The following is a 15,091-nucleotide window of genomic DNA, read 5'->3' on the forward strand; positions in this document are numbered from 1 at the left end:
TCACCTCACTTCCAGACTCAAGAGATCGTCGACCGTCTCCCGGCGCAGCACCAGGCGGGCGCGCCCACCGCGCACGGCCACCACCGCGGGACGGCCGATCATGTTGTAGCGGCTCGACAGCGAATAGCAGTAGGCGCCGGTGGCGGCGACCCCGAGCAGGTCGCCCGGCTGCAGATCCCCCGGGACCCAGGTGTCGCGGACGACGATATCGCCTGTCTCGCAGTGCTTTCCGACGATGCGGGCCAGCTCCGCCGGCGCGTCGCTGACCCGCGAGACCAGCCGGGCGTCGTACTGCGCGTCGTAGAGCGCGGTCCGGATGTTGTCGCTCATGCCGCCGTCGACGCTGACGTAGCGCCGGTGCGCCGTCGTGCTCACGTCGACATCCTTGACGGTGCCGACCTCGTACAGCGTGATGGTGCCCGGTCCGACGATGGCGCGCCCCGGCTCGACGACCAACCTGGGGGTGGGCAGCCCGACGGCCGCCGATTCGCTGCGCACGATGGCGCCCAGCTTGGCCGCCAGCTCGCCCACCGGAGGGGGATCGTCGGGTGCCAGGTACGAGATGCCGAAGCCGCCACCGAGATCGACCGTCGACAGCTGGGCCGTCTTGTCGACGCCGAACTCGTCGACGATCTCGTGCAGCAGCCCGATGACGCGGTGCGCGGCCAGCTCGAAGCCGGCGACGTCGAAGATCTGGGAGCCGATGTGGCTGTGCAACCCGACCAGCCGCAGGTGATCGGTGGCGAACACCCGGCGCACCGCCGCCATCGCCGCGCCGCTGGCCACCGACAGCCCGAACTTCTGGTCCTCGTGCGCGGTGGAGATGAACTCGTGGGTGTGCGCCTCGACCCCGACGGTCAGGCGCACCAGCACGTCCTGGACGATGCCCGCCTCGCCCGCGATGGCGTCGAGGCGCTCGATTTCGATCATCGAGTCCAGCACGACGTGGCCCACCCCGGCCTTGACCGCGGCGGTCAGTTCGGCGACGGATTTGTTGTTGCCGTGCAGCGTGATCCGCTCCGGCGGGAAGTCCGCGTGCAGCGCGACCGCCAGTTCCCCGCCCGTGCACACGTCCAGCGAGAGGCCCTCCTCGTTGATCCAGCGTGCTATCTCGGTGCACAGGAACGCCTTGGCGGCGTAGTGCACGTTGTGGCCGCCGCCGAACGCCGCCGCCATGTCGCGGCAGCGGGAGCGGAAGTCGTCCTCGTCGACGACGAACAACGGGGTCCCGTACTCCTGGGCGAGGTCGGTGACCGCGACTCCCCCGATGACGGCGGCTCCGTTTTCGTCGCGAGTTGTGCTGCGCGGCCACACGTTCGGCGCCAGCAGCAGCAGCTCCTCGGGGGATTGCGGCCGGGGCGGGCTTTCGGCGTGGCGCGTCTCGTCGGCATGCCGGGGACCGGCGGGATGGACGTTCACATTCGCTCCGGTGCGGTGACGCCGAGGATCGTCAGGCCGTTGGCGATGACCTGGCGGGCGGCCTGGCACAGGGCGAGGCGCGCGGTGTGCAGGTCGGTGGGCTGCTCGTCGCCCTGCGGCAGGACGCGGCAGGAGTCGTAGAACCGGTGGTAGTCGCCGGCGAGGTCCTCCAGGTAGCGGCAGATCCGGTGCGGTTCCCGCAGCGCGGCGGCGGTTTTCACCACTCGCGGGAATTCGCCGATGCTGCGCAGCAGCGCGCCCTCCTTGTCGTGGCTGAGCAGCTCGAGGTGGCCAGTGTCGGGGATCAGGCCGAGCTCGGCGGCGTTGCGGGCCAGCGCCGACAGCCGCGCGTGCGCGTATTGCACGTAATAGACCGGGTTCTCGTTGGACGCCGAGGACCACAGCGCCAGGTCGATGTCGATCGGGGTGTCCACCGACGAGCGGATCAGGCTGTAGCGCGCGGCGTCGACGCCGATCGCCTCGACCAGGTCGTCGAGCGTGAGCACCGTCCCGGCCCGCTTGCTCATCCGGACCGGCTGGCCGTCGCGGACCAGGTTGACCAGCTGCCCGATGAGCACCTCGACGCTGGCCGGGTCTTCGCCGAATGCGGCGGCTACGGCCTTCAGCCGGGCGATGTAGCCGTGGTGGTCGGCGCCGAGCATGTAGATGCACAGGTCGAAGCCGCGTTGCCGCTTGTCCAGGTAGTAGGCGATGTCGCCGGCGATGTAGGCCGGCTTGCCGTCGCTCTTGATCACGACGCGGTCCTTGTCGTCACCAAAAGCGCTGGTGCGCAACCAGGTTGCGCCGTCCTTTTCGTAGACGTTGCCGGTCCCGCGAAGCCGGGCAATGGCCTGCTCGACGCGTCCGCTGGTGTGCATCGAGTCCTCGTGGGTGTAGACGTCGAAGTCGGTGCCGAACTCGTGCAGCGACTCCTTGATGTGGGTGAACATCAGGTCGACGCCGATTTCGCGGAAGGTCTCGTGCATTTCGGCTTCGGGCAGGCTCAGCGCCTCGGGCGCCTTCTGCAGGACCTGCGCGGCGATGTCGTTGATGTAGGCGCCCGCGTAGCCGTCTTGCGGCGTCGGCTCGCCCGTGGCCGCGGCGATCAACGAGTTCGCGAACCGGTCGATCTGCGCGCCGTGGTCGTTGAAGTAGTACTCGCGCACCACGTCGGCGCCCTGGGTGGACAGCAACCGGCCCAGCGCGTCGCCGACCGCGGCCCACCGGGTGCCGCCGATGTGGATCGGCCCGGTGGGGTTGGCCGAGACGAACTCCAGGTTGATCTTTTGCCCGGCTAGGTCGTCGGAGTACCCGAACTCGTCGCCGGCGTCGATGACGTTGGTGACGACCACCGCCTGCGCCGACGCCTCGAGGCGCATGTTGATGAAGCCCGGCCCGGCGACCTCCGCCGCCGCGATGCCGTCGGCGCCGGCCAGCTTTTCGGCGAGCCATCCGGCCAGCTCACGCGGGTTGGCGCCGACCTTCTTGCCCAGCTGCAGCGCCAGGTTGCTGGCGTAGTCACCGTGATCGGGATTACGCGGCCGTTCGACCGTAACCGTCGCCGGCAACGCGGCAGCGTCCAGCCCGCGCTCGGCAAGCACCGCGGCGGCGGTGACTTTGAGCAGCTCAGCCAGGTCGGCGGGGGTCACGAGCGTCCATCCTATTGGCTAGGGCCCCCCGTCCCCGAATCTATTGCAGGGGGCAGCGCGGCCGCACCGGGGCCCGGGCCGCTACCGACTGGCGCGGGCGGCCTCGATCGGCACGATGTCCACCAGCCGGTCGCCGCGGACGACGTGATAGGCGTCATACCGATCGACGGTGGGGTCGCAGTGCGGGGTGGCGAACTCCACGCGCTCCCCGAGGCTGACGGGCGCGCCAGCGGGCCGGGTGAGTGCGCCGTGTTCGTCGCCGAAGAAGGCGTAGGTCGAGCCGTCGAACCGGGAACCGGCCGGGCGTGGCATGGGTCCGTCCGTCGCGAAAGCCTTCAGGCCGGCGTCGACGGTGACGATCGCGTCGGCGTTGGCGCTCACGACTTGGCTCGCAACCCACAGGCTGGTTTGGAAGGCTCCGTCGTCGTCGCCGCCCAGTGCGTCGGAATATTCGGCATCCATGAAGACGTAAGAGCCGGGCTGTAATTCGTTGAGGACGCCCAAGTCCAGATCGGCCGCGACGGTTCCGGTGCCGCCGCCGGTGACGATGCCGACCCGGTGGCCGGCGGTGCGCAGCTCGTCGACCACTGCCGATAGGGTTTCCATGCCTATTTTGACTGCGTCGCAACGGTGTTGGAAGCCGGGGATGTGCTGCCAATGCCCGCCGTAGCCCTGAACGCCGGCCAGCGTCAGCCCGTCGCACCGATCGATATGGTCGGCCAGCGCCACCGCTTGGTGCGGGCCGGAGACGCCGGTGCGGCCGAGCCCCACGTCGACGTCGACGAGGACACCGACGCGCATGCCGCGGCGGCACGCTTCGGCGCTGAGCGCGGTCGCCGGGTCGGGATGATCCACCACACAGGCAAAATCGGGGTCGAGCGCCGCCACGTCGCACAGCCGCTTCGGCATCAGCGGATCGGCGACCGGCGACGTCAGGAGGATGCCGCGCACGCCGGCCGCCGAAAGTGCTTCGGCCTCGCCGATTTTGGCGCAGCAGATCCCCACCGCGCCGGCGGCGATCTGCTTTCCGGCGATCCAGGCGCATTTGTGTGTCTTGGCGTGCGGGCGCAGCGCGACCTTGCCGCGCGTGCGGTCGGCCATTCGACCGATGTTGGCGTCCAGCGCCGCCTCGTCCAGGATCAGTGCCGGGGTGGGCAGGCGGAAGCGGGAGTTCGGCTCGCCAATCATGGCTTGCGCCAAGCGGTCCGCCGGACGCATCGGCATCAGGACGCGACGGAGGCCAGGTGCTCGAATCCCGCAATCGGCGCGATGTCCGGGAGTCGGCGGATCGCGCCGTTCTGAGCCCACTGGCCTTCGGGCACTTCGTGGATGACGCACGACGTGACGACCATCCTGTCGCCGTTGGTTTGAGCCGCCGATTCGGCGACCTCCTGAATCTCGCCGGCGAATCGCGCCTTGCGGGCCCCGTCCAGGACCCCGGTGCTGACCTGCCAATCGATGAAGACGCCGGCGACCGCGGCGTCCGCCGGCACGCCGGCGGAGTAAAAACACCCGGGCGCGAGCTCGTGCAGCAGGACCAGGGCCCGCATCCGGTGCTGGGGCTGGTCGGGCACCGACTCGGCGCGGCACGCCGCCTCGGTGAGGCCCGTGACCAGGCGCTCCTTGCCCGCCTCGTCGAAGGCGCCCGGCGTCAGTGTTACGCGCATCAGCGGCATGTCATGTCCTTTCAAGCGGCTTCCTGCTCTCGTAATCTGCTCCGGCCGCGGGCCAAAATCCAGTGGCGAGACAGACAGCTTTCTTGCATAATTCGCCACATGATCGGTTTCGATGTCCTGGTGCTCGACGGGGCCAGCGCCAGCGCCGTGGGTGTGACGATCGACGTAATCTCGGCGGCCAATCGGATCCTCGGCAAACCCGCGTTCGACCTTCGGTTCGTCTCCCCGGAAAGCCAGGTCGCACTGCGCGGCGGCCTGGCAGTCGCCGCGCAACCCCTGGCGCAGGCCGGCGCGCGAGAAGTCGTCGTGGTGCCCGGGCTCGGGGCCGCACAGCCGGAGGAGATCGCCGAGCGGCTCGGCGGCGCCGACGTCGCCGTCGCTGCCGAGTGGCTGGCGGGCGCGGACGCCCGCGGCGCGGAAATCGCGGCGTCGTGCACGGCGGTATTCGTCCTGGCCGCGGCCGGGCTTCTCGATCAACGGCGCTGCGTCACGACGTGGTGGCTCGGGGCCGACCTCGCCGGGGTCGCGCCGGCGGCCCGCGTCGTCATCGACGAAATGGTGGTTCGCGACGGCTCGATCTGGACGGCCGGGAGCGCCTTCGCGCACATCGACCTGATGCTCGCGCTGATGCGCGACCTCGGCGGCGCCGCGCTCACCGACGAGCTCGCGAACCGGCTCGTGGCCGATCAGCGGACGTCGCAGGCGAGCTTCCTCATTCCCTCGCACCTGGCGGCGCGCGACGAAACGGTCGCGACGCTGGAGCGTTTCGTCCGGTCCCGGCTAGACGAGCCGCACACGCTCGACTCGCTGGCCCGGTTTTGCGGCCTGAGCACCCGGACCCTGGCGCGCCGGACGCGAAATGCCGTGGGGCTCAGCCCGCTCCAGCTGGTGCAGCGGGTTCGCCTCGAGCGCTCGCTGCATCTGTTGCGCACCACCCGCATGCCGCTCGAGGAGATCGCCGCGTCCGTGGGGCTGGCCGATCCCGCGACGCTGCACCGACTGGTGAAGAAACACACCGGGCGATCACCCGGGGCGCTGCGTCCGAGTGCCCAGGCGAAGGCCAGTTGAGCCCTGGCGGGGTCACGACCGTCACGTCGATGCGTTACTCTGGCTGGGCCCGCTGGCGCATCATGTTGTTTTGCGCCCCCGTAGCTCAGGGGATAGAGCGTCTGCCTCCGGAGCAGAAGGCCGCAGGTTCGAATCCTGCCGGGGGCACCCAGCATTTATGCAGTTCACAGCCTGTTTTTCGAATTCACCCACGGGCACCGTGTGATCTATGTGTGATCCACCTCGGCTTTCTCACGCGCGATTTGTTTTGCTGCGGGATCGGCGTGGCGGGGCGGCGTCACCGGTGGCGACCGAGGGACTACTCCCCCGCCGCAGCACCGGCAAGCTGTGGTGTCGTGCGGCAGCAACGAGCGCCGCCGGACGCAAGGGGGATTGGCCCAATGTCCGCCCGGTCTCCACGCTCGATATGTAGCCTGTGCATCGGTTCCGTCAAGAGGTAGAGGGGCTACGAGCACAAGACTGGGGCGTGACGCAAGCCCAACTGGGCGGTCACATGGAGGTGCGTGCGTTGGGGATGAAATCGATTCTGCCGGAGTGGTATAGCCACGACGACGAAACAATCAGTCGCATGATTACTACCGGAACGATCGCGCTCGATGCGAATGTGATGCTCGACCTATATCGTGTAGGAAAGAACCAGCGAGAACAGATAATTTCTGCGCTCAAGTCGGTTCGGGAGCGGATCTTCGTTCCGTATCAAGTAGCCCTTGAGTTTCAGCGAAGCCGCCTGAAAACAGCGGGAACGAGTGTGTCGGCGTACGCCCAGCTCCTTAGCTCCATCACGGTCGTCCTTGACGAAAAGCATCTCAACCAAATCCGTGGGGAGCTCCAGGCGGAGGTCAGGGAGATAGTCGACGCGGTTAAGGAAGATCTCGCAACCAGGCTTGCAGAATGGCGTGACGAACACGTGATTCCATTCGATGAGGTAAGGAAAAACGACCCGGTTCTACATGCACTCGACGAACTACTAGATGACCAAGCGTTCGGAAAGCGCCCTACAGATCAAGAACTCAAAGAGCTCAAGGCCATAGCACTCGAACGATACGAAGAATCCATTCCGCCGGGCTACCTTGACGTTAAGACGAAAGAAGATCCAACAGGAGATTACCTTGTCTGGTGGGAATTACTAGAGCACGCCAAAACCGCCCAGCGACCACTATTGTTCGTAACTAGCGATAAGAAAGAGGACTGGTACCGCGCCCCCGTGCGTGGTCAGTGGTTAGGACCGCGCGTTGAACTGATAGCGGAGATGGGTTCAGTATTAACGGATCAGCCATATCACCAGGTACCGTTAGACCTATTTCTGGACCTAACGAACGCATACCTCAACACGTCCGTCGAGGAAGAGACAATCGAGACGGTTCGGAGCATTTCGCGACCCGAGCCCTCCCCATCCGCATCCGGCATAGACTTTGGCAGCTTGATCATGCGGCCAGCGCCCGGAAGCTTCATTGACGGCTTAGTCTTCGGGCCGGCTCCGCTCGTATCCGGTGATGTCGACGAGGTGCTGCGCAAGTTACAACCGAGCGAGATCAGCACGATGTTCCGCGCGATGCAAACGCCTACCGATGCTGAGCGCGAAAAGCTGATACGCGAATTAAGCCCAAAAGGGGTTGACGCGTTACTAGAGCTGTTGAACATCCTTCAGCGGAATAGCGCTCCCCCATCGACACCCACGGATGACGCCAAAAGATTTTTGAACGCATTAAGCGTGAACGACTTAACGCGAATAATGCGGTTATTGACGTCCTATCCGCAAGACTCCACCGTCTTCGAGCCGGCCTCGGGGGCCAAGTTGTCGCCCAGCAGTGGAGGGAAAACGCCGACGCGCAAGTCGGCGAAGACATCCGCCCAAGAGGCGCACGGAGACGCTACGCAACCCAAAACCTCTAAAGCGGAACGGAAAAAATAGCTGCGCCCCGGAAGCAATGCGTCCGCCCGCGAGGGATGCCGCTCGAGGTTGCCGACGAGAAAGGAGGCCACGTGGATCGCGGTGACGCCGTCGCGCGGTTCGCCTACGACATCCCGTCGCTGGACTCCTACTGGCGCGCCATCATCCTGTTCGGCCAGAACGTGGCCTCCTACAAATTCGCCCTGGCCGGGGCGCTCCTCGAAATCGGCGGCGGCTCCGATGAGGCCATCCCCCTTGACCAGCTTGCCCTCCCGTTCGCCACCCGCGTCGCCGACCACCTGCGATCCCACGACAAGCAAGGCACCTTCCAGAAAAGCCGATTCCTGGACGCCTGCCGCGCATACAACAACGGTGAAATCGACTCGGACGCCCTCCGCGCCAAGACGGTGCAACTCGGCTTCAACAACGTTATCGACGCCTTCCACGTCGTCGACAGCAAAGACGTACCCGAACGCTTCTTCATCGACGAACGGCGTCAAGGGTCGGGCATCCGTCTCACCGACGGCCTGCGAGGCCTTCTCGACCAAGGTCACGGCCCTACTCTTACTGAGGAGGTCGAGGCACGCTGGCGACTCGTGGAAACCGCCTGGGAACTCAACCTTCCCCGCCTACTGCTGACCGTCGAGTTTCAACCCGTCACCGACATGCTGGTGGTGCCGCGCCGGCGCACCAACATCACGGGGGCACGCGCCGCGCTCAACGGTTACCAGAAAGGCCACTGCTTCTATTGCTATGCGCCCATTGACATCACCAGCGGCTCAGTCTCGACATGCCAGGTGGACCACGTCTTCCCCTGGTCGACTGGGCCACTGATCGGTGGCGCACCCGCCGACGAGTATGGAACCTGGTCTTGGCATGCGCCCGCTGCAACAATTGGCACGAAAAATCCGACCGCCCACCGCATCAGCGGTACGTCGAGCGGCTACAAACCCGAAACGAATATCTCATCAGCAGCTATCACCCGCTGCGCCCGACCCTCATGGCGCAGACCGGCGACACTCCGGGTGATCCAGCAGCGACCCTGAAACGGGCGTTGGATCACGTGTCAGTCGGGGGTGCCAGGGCACAGTGGGTCGCACCCGAAGAATTGGACTCCGCATTCTGATGTCGAACGCGCAGCTATTGCAGGTACTCGAAAGTGGCCCGTCACATCGCTTCTCAGACTGGCGCAATACCTTGGTGCCGAAGGTAGCCGCCGGTGTCTACACAATCTGGCAGGACCGCCGCTTCGTCTACGTCGGAATGTCGGGCAGGGCGATGACCGTCGAAGGCACCGAATCACCCGATGAGCCAAAACGGGCGAAAGGGCTTTGGACGCGGCTGAATTCGCACGCGGTAGGCCGCAGAAGCGGCGACCAGTTTTGTGTGTACGTCTGCGACCGGTTCGTCGTGCCGCACCTCACCAGCGGGCAGCAGCGCGAGATCGGCGACGAGCTGTTGTCTCTCGAAGCACTGACGAAAAAATACATCCACGACAACTTCGACTACCGGTACGTCACCCTCCGAGATGGCGCGGAAGCGTTCGCCCTCGAACGAGACGTGCAGCGAGGTGCGCTGTCCGCCAGGCAAGCCGTTCCTCAACCCGCTGTAGCGACGGGAAATTTTCGAAGGCAGCCGCCTGCGCGCGGTCATTTCTGCATGTTGATGACCGGGGGCGGCTGGCCGCCGCACCCGCCCGGAGGCGCTGGTGGCGGGTTCAGGTCCCCTGGTGTGCCAGCGGCGCACATCACGTTCAGGATTGTGTAACCGACGCCTTGGACGTGCCAATACGTCCCGTCGGCGTAGCGTTGGCCATCGCAGACACCTAGCCAATTCCACGAATTGGCAGTGGAGCCCCAACAAAACAAATGGATGGGATCGGGGATATGCGGATCGATGTCGGCGTGCGCTAAGCCTGGACTGACGGCGAAGATTATTGCGCCGACTCCGATGCGGGCGAACCATGAGCGACTGATTCTCATGGAACGGAGATGGTTCGCTGCTGGCGCGCAGTTGGCCAGGGCCGAACGGCCCGCCTCGGGTCGTCGAAAGTCACCAAATCCGCAGCCCCGGCTGACTGCGAGCATGGTCTTTTCACAACACGCGTTTGAATAAATGCGACACTTAGGCGAAGCCGAAAAAGAAGGTTCCTAGTTTGCCAGGGGTCCCAAACGGGGCGGCACCGCCAGCGCCGGGCAGCAAGAAAAGGGCGTTGCCACCGTTCCCACCGTCGCTCGCTGAGATTTGGGTACTGCCCAGAAAGAGGGCCTTCGGGTAACCGCGTCCACCATGCCCGGCAAGGCCGAGCCATACGTCGCCGCCGTTACCCCCGCCGACGGGGGGGGTGGTGGAGCCGGGCAAGATGGAGTAACTCCCACCAATTCCACCGCCCCCACCTATGCCAAACGGGACGTTGCCGCCATTGCCGCCGTTGGCGAAACCGCCGCCCTGCCCGCCGTGCCCACCGATGCCCAACAGCCCGACGTTGCCGCCGTTACCACCCGTCCCGGTAACAGTGTTGGTACCGGGCAAAACGCTAGTGCCACCGTCCCCGCCAATACCGATCAGCGGGGCCATGCCGCCGGTACCGGCAATCCCGCCGCTGAGGGTCGTCCCGCCCGCGCCGCCTACGCCGAACAGCAGCCCACCGTTGCCGCCGGTCCCGCCGACCCCGCCGGCGCCACCCTGCCCGCCGATGCCGCCGACGCCGAATAATCCGGCGGCACCGCCGGTCCCGCCGGCCGCGCCGGCAAGGGTGCTATTCCCACCGTTGCCGCCGTTGCCTAACAGCCATCCACCGGGCGCGCCGTTCGTGCCCACTCCGTTCACGGTCGTCCCGTCGGCACCGTTGCCGATCAGCGGGCGTCCGGTTGCGGCTTGGGCAGGAGCGTTGACCGCGTTAAGCAGGCCCTGTTGGGCGTTGGTGCTCTCGGCGCTGACATACGCCGCCGCACCCGAGTTGAGGGTTTGCACGAACTGCGAGTGGAACGCTGCGGCTTGGGCACTGAGTGCTTGATGGGCCTGTCCGTATGCGGAAAACAGCGATGCCACTGCGGCTGACACCTCATCCTGAGCCGCAGCCAGCACCCTGGTAGTCGGGCCCGTCGCCGCCGCATTCGCGGCGGTCATCGCCGAGCCGATGTTGGACAAATCCGTCGCCGCCGAAGCCAGGAACTCTGGGGCCGCCATCACAAACGACATCGTTTTGCCTCTCGCTAAAGATTGGTGAATCTGGGAGCAACAAACTATGTATGTGCAAACAACGAACTACGCATGCGTAAAGAATCGAGTCGGCCCGGCCATTGCACTAGTGGCTTTGGTCACCTAGCAGGGGGGTGGTGTGCAGGCAAGAGGCGACCTCACCGGGGGCGGAGAGGTCTACCGAGTCGTTTCGGAGCCCTTCCGGCCTATGTGGAAATTACCCCTGGGGGTAAAAACGAAGCAATGCGTGGGATGCGGCGCCGGTTGCGTCGGCGGGGTGCCCCCCACCCTCACCAGTGACGCGCACATGCGGATGCGGGCCGGTGGTTGCCAGGCGGGGCACCCCCCATCCCCCGTGGTGGCGATGATGCCCTATCGTTGGCAACACTCCCTGGAAAGAGCGTTTTTATGCAGGTCTTTTCCCAAGGGAGGTTGAATACCTTGAGTAAGCGGCGCGAATTCATCACGCTAGATGAGGCTGCTGAGCGGCTGCGGGTTAACAAGCGCACCGTCCGCCGGTTCATCGCAAGCGGCAAGTTGCCTGCGTACAAAGTCGGCAACAAATTGGTGCGGATTAACGCCGCCGATCTTGACAAGCTGTTGCGACCTGTCCTGCCCGACAAGATTCCCCGGTCAGCCAGGCTTCGGGTAACTCGCATGTAGCAGCTCTAAAGAAGCGTTAGCGATCCACACCAACTGTTGCCCCGCCTGCTCCACCTGCCACGAGCCGGAAACGAAAGTGAGTAGCCGGTTACTCAATGCCGCGCCGCAGCAGCGCCGTACGCTAAGGCCATCCTGTTCTGACGGGTGGAGGACCGCCGGGGCTCGTGACAACCAGGGGCTAGTTTTCCGAAGGTTGGCCAATGTTGCAGGTAATGGTGACCCCGGAGGCGCTGCACACGGCGGCGGCAGATCTGGCCAATATCGGCCTGAACGTCGAGGCCGCGCACAAGGTGGCGGCGGCGCAGACCACGGCGATACTCCCGGCGGCGGCCGATGAGGTGTCCGGTGCCATCGCCAAGGTGTTCGTTCAGCACGCCGCGAACTACCAGGCGCTGGCCGGTCAGGCGGCGGCGTTCAACAGCCAGTTTGTGCACAACTTGACCTCGGGTGCGGGCGCGTATGCCAGTGCTGAGGCCGCCAACGCCGCGTTTTTGCAGGACTTCCCGATTTGGGCCAATTCCTTGTCTGCGAGCGCAACCAACTTATTCACCTCTCTTGCCATTCTAATATTTGTACTCGCTATTTTCATTGCACTTCTACTCGTTGTCCCTCCAATTCTTGCCGTTGCGCTGCCACTCGTCTTCGCCGTTGTGCTGCCACTCGGCATCGCCGGTGACGTGTACATATTCGGTCCAATCATTTTGCTCGCGCTTTTGGCGCAACTTGGTGCGGCTCTTTAGACGCGTGTCAACGACCGACCAGCATTCAAAAAGTCCGCACAGAGATAAGGATTCGTTTCACCACTGGGTTAGCCCGTAGCGCCACGCAAATAGCCGCGCTGGTATAACGCTTACCCCTACCGCTTACCCCCCTGCTACGGGGCCAAGCCGAGTATGAGATGCGAGGATCGCGGCGATTCTTTCTCTCTCACGGAACGAAATCCCCCACAGCAGAGCCGCCCCGGATGGGGTGATAACCCTGTTGCTGACAGCAGCAGGCGTCGCCACGTCCTCGGTACTGCTAGTCCCAACGAGTTCTGTCCGGATCTCAACCACAGCTAACCGCTTAAGGCGCGTATTCGGGGCAATACGACGTGGCCGAAGTTCGCACCAAAAACCTCACGTCGTCGTCTGTCATACCGTTGCGCTCGTGCGACTGAAACATGCCCAGGATCGAATCCATGTTCCGGCCCTGCGCCAACAGGGCACAGATCTTGTGGCCCATGTTGATCAGGCCCTGATCGCCTTTGGCGCTCGAGATGCCCTGATTGTGGAGCGCGTTCAGGAACGCGGTGTCGTTGTCGTCCGCGCGAGCGGGCGGAATAACCGTCAGGAAAAGGGCCGCTGCCAGCAGCGCGGCAGTGCGCGTCATGAGTTTGCATGGTAGCCCGGCTCAGTCATCGCGCATGGGGCTGGGCCGCGCGGGTCGGTGCCCGAAAACCACGTACTCGAGCAACGGGGCAATGATCGACCAAGGCGGGGCCTTTGCGGCCGATCGTCTCGGCGGAGCTTCCGGCGGGCCGGCCGGTGCGGGTCCCCCCGCGCCGACCACCGTCGTTGGGTCTCCGTCTTCGAGCGGAGGCTTTGAGAGTTAGCAGCCGATACAAGTCTCCCGTTTGCCTCAACGGGCGAACACGCCGCGGCTACGCTGTGTGCCTGGCGACCGGGCGGCTCGGATGAGGAGGCTAGGTTGGTGCGACGCGAAGGTCAGGTGCCGACCTGATGTTGTCGCTGTTCATCGCTTTGGTCGGGCTCGTTTTCCTCGCCCTCGCGCCGACCCGCTACACCGGCATGATCTTCGTGCTCACCCTGCTCGCGACCTTCGGGATCACCGCGTTCGACATGAGCACCCATCAACCCACCAGCACCGACGTCACCGGCTTCGCGCTGGCGCTGATGCTGGGCGGCCCCGCCCTGCTCGTCCGAAGCGAGCGGGGAATGAAGGGCTGACCCGGCTATCCAGTCAGGAAAACCAGCCGGAACTTGCCGATCTGCACCTCGTCGTTGTTGGCCAGCACCGTTGAGTCCACCGCCTGCCGGTTGACGTAGATGCCGTTGAGGCTACCGACGTCGGCGACGGCCCAGTTGCCGTCCTCGTCGTGCCGAAACTCCGCGTGACGGCGGCTCACGGTGACGTCGTCGAGCAGGATGTCGCTGTCGGGATGGCGCCCCGCCGAGGTGACGGGTCGATCGAGCAAGAAACGGGAACCGGCGTTCGGGCCACGCTTGACGATCAGCAGCGCGGATCCGCTCGGCAGCCGTTCGGCGGTTTCCGCCTCGGTGGCGATCGAACCGTCATCCGGCTCGTCGAGGAACTGGGCGCCGTAATCCGCGGTCGTCTCCCCCACCGCTTCGGTGAGGTGTTGGTCGTCGTCGCCGCGATTCATGTGTTGCTCCCGCCGCCGGGCGCGCTGGCCCGCTTCGCCGGTTGCCGGCCCAGTGGACGGCTCCTCTTACCTGGACCGCGGGCACGCTCAGATGCCCGCTAGCCCAAGAGAAATACCCACCTTCCGGCGGTCTTATGCCCTCACGTCCGGCTGAGAATGAACGCCTCGATGTGGCGGTCGCCGGCCCGCACTTCGTACTTGCGCCAGCCGGGGTACATGTTGACCCCTTTCGCCCAGATCTCGTCGCGTTCCGCCGGTGTGGCGAGCCGGGCGGTGGCCTGCCACGTGTCGCGCCCGATCGACACCGTGGCTTTCGGGTTGGCCTTGAGGTTGTAGTACCAGGCCGGGTGCTTTTCGCCGCCCCAGTTGGACGCGATGAGGCCCACGCCATCGGGGTGCGGGATTCCGTACAACGCAACGGTGCGGGGTTGACCCGACTTGGCGCCGGTAGTGGTGAGAATGACCGCGGGAACCCCGGTCACGATCCCAGCGAAGCTGCTTCGGCCGCCGGTGACCTTGGTGACGAGCCGGTCCAGATGGTGTGCCGCCGGGCGCATGAACGCCGCCCCCACCTTCGTGGCGGCGAAGGTGCGCATCACCCGATGGAACGGGTTGGTGGCGTCGAAGGACCGGTCGGACATGGTGTCATTCTTGCGCAACGGTATCGCCGGCTCTAGTGGGTGCCAATGAGTGACACCCTTGCCGCGGGCGGCCCGTCGTTGGATGATCGCGAGATCGCCCTTCTCTGAGGAGGTCTGGATGAACATGGCGCTGTGGATCGTCGCGATCGTTCTGGCGGTCACCTTCGTCGGCAGCGGGCTGTTGAAACTCGTGCGCACCAAGGACCAATTGGTGGGCTCGGGCTTCGGTTGGGCAGAGGACTACGCCCCGACGACGATCCGGCTCATCGGCGTCGCCGAGATCCTCGGCGCGATCGGGCTGATCGTGCCGGCCCTGATGCACATCGCGCCAATCCTGGTGCCACTGGCCGCGATTGGGCTCGCGGCGGTGATGGTCGGCGCGGCCGTGGTGCACGCCCGGCGCAAGGAGACACCGTTCGTCGCGATGAACGCGGTGCTGCTGGTGCTCGCCGTCTTCGTCGCGTGGGGCCGCTTCGGGCCCTACCCGCTTACTTAAG

General features: G+C 65.4%; 16 protein-coding genes and 1 tRNA gene. 9 read left to right on the plus strand and 8 right to left on the minus strand.

Annotated features, from left to right (window positions below):
- The 4 genes from lysA to AC5Y2S_RS14685 all read right to left on the minus strand — a co-directional run bounded on the left by lysA (position 1) and on the right by AC5Y2S_RS14685 (position 4,735).
- Positions 1–1,419 (minus strand): diaminopimelate decarboxylase, encoded by a 1,419-nt coding sequence (gene lysA, locus AC5Y2S_RS14670; protein ID WP_499956817.1) that lies wholly within the window; start codon positions 1,417–1,419, stop codon positions 1–3.
- Entirely contained in the window at positions 1,416–3,068 is a 1,653-nt protein-coding gene (argS, locus tag AC5Y2S_RS14675) for an arginine--tRNA ligase (RefSeq protein WP_499956819.1), read from the minus strand. Before argS ends, lysA begins: the two co-directional genes overlap by 4 nt.
- Before the next feature lie 81 nt (positions 3,069–3,149).
- Positions 3,150–4,256 carry an alanine racemase gene (locus AC5Y2S_RS14680; RefSeq protein WP_499956820.1) on the minus strand — a complete coding sequence of 369 codons (1,107 nt, stop codon included), beginning with the start codon at positions 4,254–4,256 and terminating at the stop codon, positions 3,150–3,152.
- A gap of 35 nt (positions 4,257–4,291) precedes the next feature.
- Complete coding sequence (locus AC5Y2S_RS14685) at positions 4,292–4,735, minus strand: tautomerase family protein (RefSeq protein ID WP_499956821.1); 444 nt, start codon at positions 4,733–4,735, stop codon at positions 4,292–4,294.
- 108 nt (positions 4,736–4,843) lie between these two features.
- On the opposite strand from AC5Y2S_RS14685, the gene AC5Y2S_RS14690 reads away from it, so the two are divergent.
- The 5 genes from AC5Y2S_RS14690 to AC5Y2S_RS14710 all read left to right on the plus strand — a co-directional run bounded on the left by AC5Y2S_RS14690 (position 4,844) and on the right by AC5Y2S_RS14710 (position 9,470).
- Positions 4,844–5,812 carry a GlxA family transcriptional regulator gene (locus AC5Y2S_RS14690; RefSeq protein ID WP_499956822.1) on the plus strand — a complete coding sequence of 323 codons (969 nt, stop codon included), beginning with the start codon at positions 4,844–4,846 and terminating at the stop codon, positions 5,810–5,812.
- Positions 5,813–5,886: 74 nt separating this feature from the next.
- Positions 5,887–5,959, plus strand: a tRNA-Arg gene (locus tag AC5Y2S_RS14695).
- Between the two features lie 319 nt (positions 5,960–6,278).
- Entirely contained in the window at positions 6,279–7,724 is a 1,446-nt protein-coding gene (locus AC5Y2S_RS14700) for a PIN domain-containing protein (RefSeq protein WP_499956823.1), read from the plus strand.
- Between the two features lie 71 nt (positions 7,725–7,795).
- Positions 7,796–8,749 (plus strand): hypothetical protein, encoded by a 954-nt coding sequence (locus AC5Y2S_RS14705; protein ID WP_499956824.1) that lies wholly within the window; start codon positions 7,796–7,798, stop codon positions 8,747–8,749.
- Between the two features lie 79 nt (positions 8,750–8,828).
- Entirely contained in the window at positions 8,829–9,470 is a 642-nt protein-coding gene (locus AC5Y2S_RS14710; protein ID WP_499956825.1) for a hypothetical protein, read from the plus strand.
- Between the two features lie 357 nt (positions 9,471–9,827).
- Here the strand turns inward: AC5Y2S_RS14710 and AC5Y2S_RS14715 are convergent, their stop codons facing one another.
- Entirely contained in the window at positions 9,828–10,904 is a 1,077-nt protein-coding gene (locus tag AC5Y2S_RS14715) for a PE family protein (RefSeq protein ID WP_499956826.1), read from the minus strand.
- Between the two features lie 408 nt (positions 10,905–11,312).
- Here AC5Y2S_RS14715 and AC5Y2S_RS14720 point away from each other — a divergent pair, with 408 nt between their 5' ends.
- Positions 11,313–11,567, plus strand: coding sequence for an excisionase family DNA-binding protein (locus tag AC5Y2S_RS14720; RefSeq protein WP_499956827.1), 255 nt, complete (start codon positions 11,313–11,315; stop codon positions 11,565–11,567).
- A 200-nt stretch (positions 11,568–11,767) separates the two neighbouring features.
- Positions 11,768–12,307 carry a PE family protein gene (locus AC5Y2S_RS14725; protein ID WP_499956828.1) on the plus strand — a complete coding sequence of 180 codons (540 nt, stop codon included), beginning with the start codon at positions 11,768–11,770 and terminating at the stop codon, positions 12,305–12,307.
- Between the two features lie 325 nt (positions 12,308–12,632).
- Here AC5Y2S_RS14725 and AC5Y2S_RS14730 read toward each other — a convergent pair whose 3' ends face one another.
- The gene (locus AC5Y2S_RS14730) at positions 12,633–12,938 is read right to left on the minus strand and encodes a DUF732 domain-containing protein (RefSeq protein ID WP_499956829.1); all 306 of its coding nucleotides are present in this window, start codon (positions 12,936–12,938) and stop codon (positions 12,633–12,635) included.
- A 350-nt stretch (positions 12,939–13,288) separates the two neighbouring features.
- On the opposite strand from AC5Y2S_RS14730, the gene AC5Y2S_RS14735 reads away from it, so the two are divergent.
- Positions 13,289–13,516: a hypothetical protein gene (locus AC5Y2S_RS14735; protein WP_499904487.1), complete on the plus strand. Its 228-nt coding sequence runs from the start codon at positions 13,289–13,291 to the stop codon at positions 13,514–13,516.
- Between the two features lie 5 nt (positions 13,517–13,521).
- Here the strand turns inward: AC5Y2S_RS14735 and odhI are convergent, their stop codons facing one another.
- Both odhI and AC5Y2S_RS14745 read right to left on the minus strand, forming a co-directional pair.
- A complete protein-coding gene (odhI, locus tag AC5Y2S_RS14740) occupies positions 13,522–13,953 on the minus strand; it encodes an oxoglutarate dehydrogenase inhibitor Odhl (protein ID WP_499956830.1) in 432 nt (143 codons plus the stop codon).
- Positions 13,954–14,093: 140 nt separating this feature from the next.
- Positions 14,094–14,594 (minus strand): nitroreductase family deazaflavin-dependent oxidoreductase, encoded by a 501-nt coding sequence (locus AC5Y2S_RS14745; RefSeq protein ID WP_499956831.1) that lies wholly within the window; start codon positions 14,592–14,594, stop codon positions 14,094–14,096.
- Positions 14,595–14,712: 118 nt separating this feature from the next.
- Here AC5Y2S_RS14745 and AC5Y2S_RS14750 point away from each other — a divergent pair, with 118 nt between their 5' ends.
- Positions 14,713–15,090 (plus strand): DoxX family protein, encoded by a 378-nt coding sequence (locus AC5Y2S_RS14750; protein ID WP_499956832.1) that lies wholly within the window; start codon positions 14,713–14,715, stop codon positions 15,088–15,090.
- Position 15,091: the final 1 nt, after the last annotated feature.

The sequence above is a fragment of the Mycobacterium sp. NGS69 genome (genome assembly GCF_059812165.1).

Coding starts and splice junctions, on each gene's coding strand:
- AC5Y2S_RS14680 (WP_499956820.1), bottom strand. CDS start 4,256: ATGATTGGCGAGCCGAACTCCCGCTTCCGCCTGCCCACCCCGGCACTG.
- AC5Y2S_RS14685 (WP_499956821.1), bottom strand. CDS start 4,735: ATGCGCGTAACACTGACGCCGGGCGCCTTCGACGAGGCGGGCAAGGAG.
- AC5Y2S_RS14690 (WP_499956822.1), top strand. CDS start 4,844: ATGATCGGTTTCGATGTCCTGGTGCTCGACGGGGCCAGCGCCAGCGCC.
- AC5Y2S_RS14710 (WP_499956825.1), top strand. CDS start 8,829: ATGTCGAACGCGCAGCTATTGCAGGTACTCGAAAGTGGCCCGTCACAT.
- AC5Y2S_RS14715 (WP_499956826.1), bottom strand. CDS start 10,904: ATGTCGTTTGTGATGGCGGCCCCAGAGTTCCTGGCTTCGGCGGCGACG.
- AC5Y2S_RS14720 (WP_499956827.1), top strand. CDS start 11,313: ATGCAGGTCTTTTCCCAAGGGAGGTTGAATACCTTGAGTAAGCGGCGC.
- AC5Y2S_RS14725 (WP_499956828.1), top strand. CDS start 11,768: ATGTTGCAGGTAATGGTGACCCCGGAGGCGCTGCACACGGCGGCGGCA.
- AC5Y2S_RS14730 (WP_499956829.1), bottom strand. CDS start 12,938: ATGACGCGCACTGCCGCGCTGCTGGCAGCGGCCCTTTTCCTGACGGTT.
- AC5Y2S_RS14735 (WP_499904487.1), top strand. CDS start 13,289: ATGTTGTCGCTGTTCATCGCTTTGGTCGGGCTCGTTTTCCTCGCCCTC.
- odhI (WP_499956830.1), bottom strand. CDS start 13,953: ATGAATCGCGGCGACGACGACCAACACCTCACCGAAGCGGTGGGGGAG.
- AC5Y2S_RS14745 (WP_499956831.1), bottom strand. CDS start 14,594: ATGTCCGACCGGTCCTTCGACGCCACCAACCCGTTCCATCGGGTGATG.
- AC5Y2S_RS14750 (WP_499956832.1), top strand. CDS start 14,713: ATGAACATGGCGCTGTGGATCGTCGCGATCGTTCTGGCGGTCACCTTC.